Origin of the sequence: Vibrio sp. B1ASS3 (assembly GCF_905175355.1) — a bacterium.
GTDB classification, from domain to species: domain Bacteria; phylum Pseudomonadota; class Gammaproteobacteria; order Enterobacterales; family Vibrionaceae; genus Vibrio; species Vibrio owensii.
In genome coordinates, this window is sequence record NZ_HG992742.1 from 2,653,317 (window position 1) to 2,663,890 (window position 10,574).

At 44.1% G+C, this 10,574-nt stretch carries 10 protein-coding genes and 2 pseudogenes; 4 read left to right on the forward strand and 8 right to left on the reverse strand.

Features of this window, described 5'->3' with window-relative positions:
* Positions 1-83: 83 nt before the first annotated feature.
* The 8 genes from KJB05_RS12080 to KJB05_RS12115 all read right to left on the reverse strand — a co-directional run bounded on the left by KJB05_RS12080 (position 84) and on the right by KJB05_RS12115 (position 7,230).
* A complete protein-coding gene (locus KJB05_RS12080; protein WP_208444197.1) occupies positions 84-1,511 on the reverse strand; it encodes a 6-phospho-beta-glucosidase in 1,428 nt (475 codons plus the stop codon).
* Between the two features lie 63 nt (positions 1,512-1,574).
* Positions 1,575-3,068: a PTS cellobiose/arbutin/salicin transporter subunit IIBC gene (ascF, locus tag KJB05_RS12085; RefSeq protein ID WP_208444198.1), complete on the reverse strand. Its 1,494-nt coding sequence runs from the start codon at positions 3,066-3,068 to the stop codon at positions 1,575-1,577.
* A 349-nt stretch (positions 3,069-3,417) separates the two neighbouring features.
* Entirely contained in the window at positions 3,418-3,933 is a 516-nt protein-coding gene (locus KJB05_RS12090) for a hypothetical protein (RefSeq protein ID WP_208444199.1), read from the reverse strand.
* Entirely contained in the window at positions 3,930-4,142 is a 213-nt protein-coding gene (locus KJB05_RS12095) for a hypothetical protein (RefSeq protein ID WP_050567678.1), read from the reverse strand. Before KJB05_RS12095 ends, KJB05_RS12090 begins: the two co-directional genes overlap by 4 nt.
* Before the next feature lie 171 nt (positions 4,143-4,313).
* The gene (locus KJB05_RS12100) at positions 4,314-5,861 is read right to left on the reverse strand and encodes an arylsulfatase (protein WP_009707066.1); all 1,548 of its coding nucleotides are present in this window, start codon (positions 5,859-5,861) and stop codon (positions 4,314-4,316) included.
* A gap of 160 nt (positions 5,862-6,021) precedes the next feature.
* Positions 6,022-6,258, reverse strand: coding sequence for a hypothetical protein (locus KJB05_RS12105; RefSeq protein WP_020195642.1), 237 nt, complete (start codon positions 6,256-6,258; stop codon positions 6,022-6,024).
* Positions 6,259-6,429: 171 nt separating this feature from the next.
* Positions 6,430-6,777, reverse strand: coding sequence for a hypothetical protein (locus KJB05_RS12110; RefSeq protein WP_208444200.1), 348 nt, complete (start codon positions 6,775-6,777; stop codon positions 6,430-6,432).
* Positions 6,778-6,780: 3 nt separating this feature from the next.
* Entirely contained in the window at positions 6,781-7,230 is a 450-nt protein-coding gene (locus tag KJB05_RS12115) for a DUF3291 domain-containing protein (RefSeq protein WP_208444204.1), read from the reverse strand.
* A 305-nt stretch (positions 7,231-7,535) separates the two neighbouring features.
* Here KJB05_RS12115 and KJB05_RS28690 point away from each other — a divergent pair.
* The 4 genes and pseudogenes from KJB05_RS28690 to KJB05_RS12130 form a co-directional block, all read left to right on the forward strand.
* A pseudogene (locus tag KJB05_RS28690) lies at positions 7,536-7,628 on the forward strand (SAM-dependent methyltransferase); the annotation flags it as partial.
* Between the two features lie 103 nt (positions 7,629-7,731).
* Positions 7,732-9,138, forward strand: coding sequence for an IS66 family transposase (locus KJB05_RS12120; RefSeq protein ID WP_208446529.1), 1,407 nt, complete (start codon positions 7,732-7,734; stop codon positions 9,136-9,138).
* Between the two features lie 35 nt (positions 9,139-9,173).
* Positions 9,174-9,884: pseudogene (locus KJB05_RS12125) on the forward strand (class I SAM-dependent methyltransferase); the annotation flags it as partial.
* A gap of 117 nt (positions 9,885-10,001) precedes the next feature.
* On the forward strand, positions 10,002-10,373 hold the full coding sequence (locus KJB05_RS12130) for a zf-TFIIB domain-containing protein (protein WP_208443959.1): 372 nt from the start codon (positions 10,002-10,004) through the stop codon (positions 10,371-10,373).
* Positions 10,374-10,574 lie beyond the last annotated feature (201 nt).

Here is a 10,574-nt window from a genome sequence, read left to right on the forward strand (position 1 = left end):
AGTAGATTTGTCAAAAAACGCCCTCACAACTTAGCCATCCCTCTTTGGAAAGGCATTCAAGATAAGGGCGTATTTCTGTTTGATTAAAGCTCTGTACCGTTGGATGCGATGACACGCTTATACCAGTGGAAAGACTTCTTCGGTGTGCGGTTTAGTGTGCCGTTGCCTAGATTATCTCTGTCCACATAGATAAAGCCATAGCGCTTACTCATCTCACCTGTCGATGCCGCGACCAAGTCGATACAACCCCAAGGAGTAAAGCCCATCAGCGGAACGCCATCGGTAATCGCATCGGCCATGGCTTCTACGTGTTGGCGCAGGTAGTCAATGCGGTAATCATCTTGTACTTCGCCATTTTCAGCCGGAACATCTTTCGCACCCAGACCATTTTCTACTAAGAACAGTGGCTTTTGGTAGCGATCATAAAGCGTATTCATGGTGATGCGCAGACCAAGCGGGTCAATCACCCAACCCCAATCACTAGCGGGTAAATGTGGGTTCCTAATCGACTTCACAACGTTGGCTTCACTGGTGTTATTGGCATTCATCTCTGCCGATGCACAACGTGAGGCGTAGTAACTGAATGAGATGAAATCGACCGTGTGTTTCAGCGTCTCGTAATCTTCTTCAAGGATATCCAGCTTCACGTCTTTTTCATCAAACACTTTCTGCGCGTAAGATGGGTAATAGCCACGAGACTGAACGTCAATAAAGAATAAGTTCTCACGATCTTTTTGCATTGCGGTGAACACATCTTCTGGCTTACAGCTGTATGGGTAAAAGTTACCTCCAGCCAGCATACAACCAACTTGGTTTTCTGGATTGATCTCATGAGCAATCTTAGTCACCAGCGCGCTTGCAACAAGCTCATGATGCGCGGCTTGGTATTTCACTTGATCGCGGTTTTCACCTTCTTGGAACAACAAACCCGCGCCAGAGAATGGGCTATGCAGAAGGATGTTGATTTCATTGAACGTCAGCCAGTATTTCACCAGCCCATCAAAGGCTTCAAAACAGGTTCTTGCATAGCGTTCAAAAAAGCCAATCATCTTTCGGTTTCGCCAAGAGCCATACTCGTTCACTAGATGCATTGGCACATCGAAATGGCACAGCGTGACAAGCGGCTCAATACCGTACTTGTGGCACTCTTCAAATACGCTGCGGTAGAAATCAATGCCTGCTTGGTTTGGCTCTAGTTCATCGCCTTTCGGGAAGATTCGACTCCATGCGATCGACATGCGAAAGGTCTTAAAACCCATCTCGGCTAGAAGCGCGATATCTTCTTTATAACGGTGATAAAAGTCGATGGCTTGATGGCTTGGGTAGAACTCTTCTTCACTCAATTCCACTGAATCGACAAGGCCGAGTTTGATTGGCATTCGGTTCTCACCATAAGGGATCATATCCACGGTCGTGAGCCCTTTGCCACCTTCTCGGTAACCACCCTCAGATTGGTTTGCTGCGATAGCCCCACCCCATAGGAAGTTTTCTGGGAACACAGATTTAGACATCTTATTTACCTCTTAACATAGAGCCACCAGCAAAGGCGGCTCTATCAATTATTCAAGTCTTGATTATGCGGAAGCTGGCTTTGCAGGCTCTAACACCGTTTCTTGTTCATCGGCTTTTTCTTTATTTGCGACGTCTTTATTCGCGATAGCTTCGCCTTCTTCGTCTTCATCGTTTGGAATATCCTCAAACCCAAGGATTAAAGTCAGAGCGAAAGAAAGCACAATCGACAGAGCAATCAGACCAAATACCCATGCGATGCTCATCGGGTCGTTCACATCAAAGAACTGCACACTAGTGAACAAGCTCGGCGCTGCCATTGAGTGGCTCGCCAGTCCCGCCATGCCAGCAAGTGCACCCACGATGAAACCAGTGATCATAGTCGCGATGAGTGGTCGTTTCAGACGAACAAGCACGCCGTAAAGTGCAGGCTCTGAGATACCCGCAAAAATTGCAGACGCCCCCGCCGCACTCGCGGTTTGTTTTAGTTCGCGGTTTTTAGTTTTCCATGCAACCGCAAGACAAGCGCCACCCATGCCGATGTTGGCACCAATTTCCGATGGCATGACCATGCCTTCACGGCCAGTTTCAGCAATGGTTTGAATGATGGTCGGTGTAAATACGCGGTGCATACCGGTCAGAACCAATAGTGGCCAAAGTGCGCCCATGATCGCAACCGACAACCAACCTAGTGTGCTGTGAATGGTGTAAACCAATGCAGAAAGCGCAGTACCAATCCAAATACCTAGTGGACCAATCAAAACAATGGCTAGCGGTGCTGCAATCAATACGATCAGCATCGGTTTTAGGAAGTTCTTCGTTACTGCAGGTGTGATGCTATCAACCCAACGTTCGATGTAAGACAGCGCCCAAGTCATCACCAACACAGGAATAACGGTGTATGTGTATTTCACCGAAGTGATTGGAATGCTGAAGAAGTCAACGTGCTTGCCATCAGCCGCTTGCGCCATCAACTCCATGAAGTTCGGATGAATCAACACGCCCGCAATCGCAATGGAGAGTGACATGTTGGTTTTGAATTTAATTGAAGCAGACGCGGCAACCATAACAGGTAGGAAGAAGAACGCACCGTCGCCAATCGCATTGAGAATGATCAGTGTTGAAGAATCATCATCAAGCAAGCCTGTCATCTTAAGAACCATAGCCAGCAGCTTCACCATTGAGCCGCCGATGATCGCCGGAATCAGTGGCGACATGGTGCCGACCAACGCATCAAGGATCTTAGCGCCAATCACTTTTGGAGTAAGCTTGACCTTTTTCTCTGGTTCACTCGATTCTGATGAAGAAAGGTTACACAAGGCCATCACTTCTTTGTACGCATAAGAGACGTTATTACCAATGATGACCTGACATTTATCACCATTGTGAACCACACCCATCACACCTTTGATGCCCTTCAGTGCTTCTGCATCTATCTTATTTTCATCGCTTAATACAAAACGCAATCGCGTCATGCAGTGTGTTAGTGCCACTACGTTTTCTGCACCGCCCAGCTTCTCTAGTACTGAACGAGCAATGATGCCGTAATCTTTCGCCATCTTTCTCACTCCAATTATTATTCATCAACCTGTAGGGAGGTTGTTTTCTTGCTGCGAACCTTCAAATGAGAATCAACGAAATCGAACACAACAACCAAGTTACCGGTAACATGTTACTGGTAACTATCGGTAAATAAACCGCGTATTCGGAGAACAAGTTCAAAGTGGGATAATGGCTGGAATCCACTGCAAGATGAATGAAACAGCGAAATCTAAACATGATTCACGTTCTCAAAGACGTAAATCTGATCCGCCATTTCATTGATGAAGCCAATGATGTTGCATATGAGCAAGAAACCATCATTTGAGAGGATTAAGCAGATAAATGTGAGTTGGGTTCAAACGAGAACTAATGAAATGTCATGCGACTAACGCGTAACATCAATGCGAGTAGCGCAAATATAGTCAAGCACAGATGGAGCCAACTAAAACGGCTATCCAAGCCCTCTTCCAGAGAAAGGATTACCTGTCGATTTTGCTCTAGATAAACCAATTTATAGGGCGCAGCAACATGTCTGCCTGTTGCGAAGATCACACCAAACTTCACCTCTTGATTGAGCAGTCCGTTTGCAGTGCCAGAGTCAGTAAAAGCTTCCACAATCAATCCATTCGGGTGGATTTCCAGATCGTAATAGCTGCCAGACGAGACAATAAACCCTTCAGGCGGGACATCAAAAACCACCACACCACCTGATGCGCGCGTGACCGTTCCTTTATAGTACTTAACTTCTTCCTCGGTTGGTCCTGAGTTAACTTGATAGACAATCAAACCAACAATGGAGAGTAAGATTAACGTTACCAAGTAGAGGTGTGTTTTGGTGTAATTAGGGTTAAGGAAACGCATGAATGATAAGAGATAGCTCATTTCCCCTCCCAATCCTCTTCGTGAATCGGTTTGAGTGGTGCAACAAGCAAATAAATAACCCAGCAGAACCACGACAAAAACAACAACGCACAAACCCATAAGACTTTTTCAGGTCTTCCCGTTTGTCGAGAGGTGGTAATTAACATAAAGGGTAAGGCCCAACCGACTACGATAATTGCAGTCATGATCATTCCTACAACGATGTCCATCTCATTTCCCTATCGTGAACTTCTCACACCTTTAATCAAAAGGTTGCTTATCAATGAAGCTCGTAACATGTCATTTTTCAATAAATAGAGCAAGTGACATTTATAAAACGTTAAGTTTGGAACCAAAAAAGCCAGAGTCATGCTCTGGCTTTGCTTTAGTAGGGGTGATTGCTAGCTTTTCGCTTCTTCCAACTTACGAAGGTTGGTCATTTGCTCCATGACTTTGTCGACTGAGAAGCTTGGGATCTCTTGTCGTGGAGGGAACTCTTTAAATGATTTCAACATCTCTGCGACTTTCTGTTGAGCAGGAACCAACAAGAACACATGCTCAAACTGCCATTTCTTGTAGCCAAAGCCTTGATCGCCTTTCTCAAGTGGGTCGACTTGAAGATCGAAGATCATTGGTAAACGCAAGTTAGTCAGCTCTTTGGTCCAAACATCCCAGCCTTCGTGTTCTTGGATCTTGAAGTGCATCTTGAATCGTTTATCACGCATAGCAAGCAGCTCACCATCATCAGACCAATAGAAGAACTCATCACGCGCTGATTTGTCTGTTTTACCCGTAATGAAATCAACTTGGTTGTAGCCATCAAGGTGGTTTTTGTAAGTCTGGTCTGCCGACGAAGACTTATATCCTTTTAGCAAGTCTTGCTTGATGGTGTCATTACCTGCAATGGATAGTAGCGTTGGGAACCAGTCTTCACTCGCGAACATGTCGTTCAGCTTGGTGTTTGGCTGTATATGACCAGGCCAACGAATCATTGCTGGTACTCGGAAGCCCCCTTCCCAGCCGGTGTTCTTCTCGCCACGGAATGGGCTAAATGCCGCATCTGGCCACGTCGCATTCATTGGGCCATTATCCGTGGTGTAAATCACAATGGTGTTATCCGCAATCTTCAAGTCATCGAGCTTATCAAGCAAATCCCCAACCATGTTGTCGTGCTCAACCATACCGTCTGCGTATTCGCCAAGCCCTGTTGTGCGGTGCTCTGCTTTCACATGAGTGCTGATGTGCATGCGCGTTGCGTTATACCATAAGAAGAATGGTTTATCGGCTTTGACCTGACGCTCCATGAAGTTCATCGCGGCATCAAGGGTCTCTTCATCGACCGTTTCCATGCGTTTGCGTGTGAGCGGCCCTGTATCTTCGATCTTGCCATCCGCATAAGAGTGAATCACACCACGCGGGCCAAAGTTCTTACGAAACTCGGGATCTTTCGGGTAGTCTGGGTTCTCTGGTTCTTCCTCCGCATTTAGGTGGTACAGGTTCCCCATAAACTCATCAAAACCATGATTGGTTGGCAACATGTCGTCTTTGTCGCCTAAGTGGTTTTTACCAAATTGCCCCGTGGCATAGCCCATGTCTTTTAGCGCTGTTGCCATGGTGATATCTTGCATTTGCATGCCTTGCGCGGCACCAGGTAGACCTACTTTCGTCAAACCAGTACGAGCTGGCATCTGACCTGTAATAAATGTACTGCGTCCTGCGGTACAAGATTGTTGTGCATAGTAAGTGGTAAATAAAGCACCCTCTTGAGCAATACGGTCAATATTTGGCGTCTCGTAACCCAACATGCCTTGGTTATATGCAGAAATATTGCCGTAACCGACATCGTCCCCAAAAATAACCAGCATGTTAGGTTTAGAGGCCGCATGGGCTGCAACTGATGATGTGGCGGCCACCATCGCAAGCGTTAGTGTAGATTTATTTATCTTCATAATATTATTTCTATAATAGTTCTTGGTTGAGTGAATTAATGAGTATTTAAATAAAAAGAAGCGTATTCACTTTCTATAGAGCACAAGAACATTATTTAATTAAGAAGAGTAAAGGTGGTGATATATAAACAACCACCTTTATTGAATATACGACAAAGGGTTAACTACGGCCTCTCAATTCAATTGGCTGAGATTCATCAACTTCACTTCGGGTCACTGAGCCACCAGCACGTGAGTCATTTCGACCTTTGAGCGTCATTTCTGGTTGAACACGCTCATACTGTACTTGATTGCCTTCTGGCATCGTCATATCAATCGTACCAGTGTATGTGCCTTCACCCGCGACAGCTGCGTTGCCAAAACAAATTGCGAGACTTAGGATTATCAGTCTTTTCATAAATACCCTCTCTCTTAATCTTTTTCTAAAATATTTTACTTCTAATAATTTGAGAACGTTTCTACTCAAACTTCATTTTCATAGTAGTAGAGATAATAAAAAACAGACAAGGAAATATGACCTTTCCAATTTGGATAGATATAAGAAAACAAATTATTTAAAAACTAAAAGTTATATTGAATATAACTCTATTAATAATCCGTAACTGGTATAAAGAATGATAATAAGGAAAATACTATTCACAACGGGCTTGCTGATCGTATGTTTAGAAGACGTCTTGAACATTAAATACCACAGCATAAACAAATACATAAGCAACTCGCTGCTTAACTTAACAAGCAATGCGTTGTGATACATCCCATTTGTCCAAAATTCTTGAGGGGCGTTGGCAAAGTATCGACTCCATAAGACTTGATAGCCGATGACAATAGGCAGAAAGGCGAAACCTACGACTTTCCAAAAACTCGAAGCTGATTTACGCCGATGACCGCTCAGTTGCTTTTTACCATCTTGGTTCATGGCTTACTCACCCAAATCCTTAGCAGTAAAGTTGGTTTTAAAGGTAAACGCGTATGGTGTGTCTCCGTTTTCACGCAGATGTTTTAACCTTTCTAAAGCTTCCTCCGGCGTGGGCTGATGATTGTCTTGAACCCACCACAATACGTAGGTATCTTCTGCCAAGCGATGAAACCACTCCCCTTTGCGACGCATAAAATCACGATGATGGGTTCGGAACATAAAGTTCTTCAGCGCATCCACATTTTCCCACACCGACATATTGACGATCATATTTGGGTCATCGAATAGCTTAATATTGGTGGCATCACCGGATTCGTCTTTGAGTCGCCAAACAAAGCCTTCACTCTGCTCCGCTATGCCATTTACCAAGTCGAGATTATCGACGAAATCTTTTATCTCCGGAGCATCCAGCGGATACTTTGACAACGCAATATTCAATTGAGCAAGCTTCATTTGCTCCTCCCTGATCCTTCTTAATAAAAACAGCGGCTGGCTTTCCTTCCACTCCACTCTTCCAACCTGAGCTATCTTTTGCCTTTTCTATATTTTTTAGATTTATAGAATTGTGCGGTTACTCGTCTCACTTCGACGCGCTATCTCTTTTAATTCAAATAACTTTTAAATACCTTTTAACACATTGAAATAAGCAATGCGTTTCTGAGCAAATTGAATTATTCAAAAGCGTGACATTCGGCAAAGTGGAACTGCTCTCGATCGAATTAGAAAGCAAGTGATAACTGGTTAAGGACTTAATATTAATGGATGAACTGATTGCTCAATATACTGGAGCAGATGAAGACTCTCGACTTACTCGTCAGAACATTACGAAGATAGAGTTTGATACCACAATGGTAACTATTCACCCAGGAGCTATTGACAGCAAATTTATGTGACTGAGTTAACTTGATCCCACATTCAACTTGAGTGATCTTTTTGTGGTGGCAATCTGGAGGTATGAATAAGAAAACATTACCTCCACCGCCAGATTTCGATTCGCCTGAAGAGGCGAAAGATATCATCCACTTTTTATGGAATAAGTTGGCTGAGCTTGAAGATAGGCTAAACCAAAATAGTCGCAACTCTTCTGTGCCATCATCTCAACAACCCCTGCATAATAAAGCTAAAAATACTTCGCCGAATCGGAAGAAATCTGGAAAAAAGCAAGGAGCTCAACCAGGTCATAAAGGCAATCGCCGACTGCTTCATCCTATTGAAGAGAGCGCCTCGGTTGAGCAATATTTACCGAATAAGATATGCCACTGCGGTGGGTGTGTTATTCCAAATAGAAAACCTTATAAACGACACCAAATCTTTGACTTGCCAGATATCTCATACACGCTTGTTGAACATCAAATTTTTAAAGGCGAGTGCTCATGGTGTGGTGATAAGCATCAAGCGGAGCTTCCAGAGTCTGTGCCCGATGTTCAAATGGGGCCAAATCTACATAGCTTTATCGCAATCCAAGCGACGCAGCACCACCAAAGCATAGGTAAAATACAATCTATGCTGAAAGACGTCTTCCAGCTTAACTTCTCAACAGGTGCAATATCTGCGGCGCAAGGACGAGTCACTGAATACTTAGCTGATACTCATACTCAAATCCATGACACAGTAAAAGCATCTAAACTGATTATGGCTGATGAGACTTCACATCAGCGCAATAATGATAAACGCTGGATGTGGGCCGCACTCAGCAATAACGTAGCCTTTTTCCAAATTAACAGCGGAAGAAACCAACATGCTGCCAAACGACTACTTGGTGAAGCGGTTTCACACCTTTTAGTGACTGACCAATATTCTGCCTACAAATATATCGACGAATCTAAGCGCCAATTATGCTGGGCTCACATATTAAGGAACGTCATCGCTATCGAGGAAAGCGTTTGTCCTGAAAACCAAAAAATCGGAGACAAACTCGCTTTAATCGCTCATAGCGTATTCAGGTGTCATCACCGATATATCGAAGAAGAAATTACCGAAAGCCAATATTACCGCCGACTCAGGCGGTTACGAAAGAGCTGGCTTCATTGGCTCAAATTGGGTAGTTATCAATGCTCAAAACGATATCGAGGTAGATGTCGAAATCTCATCGCTGATGATGCTATGGTCTGGCGGTTTATGGACGACTCCGAGTGCCCGTTAACAAACAACGCAGCGGAGCGAGTTCTCCGTAATTACATACTGATGAGGAAGTGTTGTTACGTGACTCGCTCATATCGAGGCGACCAGTTCCGCGAACGAATGTTCTCGCTGATAGAAACAGCCAAACTTCAGCAGGTCTCTGCTTATAAATGGCTGCGTGAAATCGTCGAACATCACATGTTGAAAGTTGATTATCAGGCGCCAGTATTTTTAGCGTAAACCGTCGTCAATAGCTCATGGGTGAATAGTTACCCACAATGCACCTACTCGCTCCCTATTTAAAGTCAGGTGCCAATGTATGTGAGTTTGGAGCAGCAACAGGTCGCTATTCTCTTAGCTTTGCAAAGATGGGTTGTAACGTGACCTCGGTAGAACTGGTTCCAGACCAAGTAGAGATCTTGAAAAAGAATGCGGAAAGAAAGGACTTACCCATAGATATCCATCTAGGCAGTGCTTGTCACGTCCCGTTCATTGAATCCGACTCACAAGACCTTTGCGTAATACTTGGTCCTCTGTATCACTTGAAAACCAAGAATGAACGCGATCAAGCAATCAGTGAAGCAAAGCGCATCCTAAAGCCAAATGGAATCTTAGCGGTAGCGTATATTTCTAGATTCTTCGTCGCAGGACTATTCGCTCAAAAATTTCCTCACCTCGTAACTCCATCGACCTTATCTGAGCTTCATACAAATGGCACAGTCACAGCCTCTGAGGCAGATCGTTTTTTCAAAGTTGGCTACTTTGCCTCTCCTGAAGAAATTGAGCATTTGTTGCGCTCACATGCTTTCAACATTCTCGACCATGCCGCTACTGATGGGTTTAGTCGCTATATCTCGGAAGGCATTAATAGCTTTACGCCTTCGCAATATCAAACATGGTTGGAATACCACTTAAATACATGCCGACAAAGTAGCTTATTAGGCTCAAGCAATCATGGACTCGTCGTTGCTAAGAAAACGATCTAGATATCATTAGAAGATTCAAAACGTATGGCACGAGAGATGTCGTATTTTGATTTGTCGTCAAAGAGAGCTGGGAGTACTAGGCTCGCTTCTCTTTAGAAAATAAAAAGGAAAAACAAAATGCAATGCCCAAAATGCAATTCTGACTTTGAACAACTGCAAACTCCGCTAGGCGATGTTGAACGCTGCACTGAATGTAAAGGCTTATGGATCGATGCTTACGAAGTGGAAGCGATGAAGCCGTTAGCTGATGTGATTGATTCAGGTGATGAAGAAATCGGAAAAGCCTTCAATGCGATTGATCGTATCGATTGCCCCGTATGCCCAAACAATCAACTGCTTCGATTGGTCGAGCCAAAACAGCCTCATATCTGGTTTGAAAGCTGTCCTACGTGTAAAGGCCGTTTCTACGACGCTGGTGAATTTAAAGACCTAGCAACACTCGACCTATCCGATTTTTTCAAAAAATTCGGCTTGGTTGAACGTGTTTAGTTGATGACAACAAACCTCTAAAGGAACAATGCTGAAACATGGATGTTAAAACAAAGCCGTTGCTAAAAATGGCTCAAAAGGGCGTAGGTAAGAAGTGCGAGAGTGTTCTTAGGACTTTACCAAAATGGTTTGGCCGAGAAGATTCTCTGATTGAATATGTCAGTGAGATTGACTCGTTAGACACTTATACCGCTTGGGATG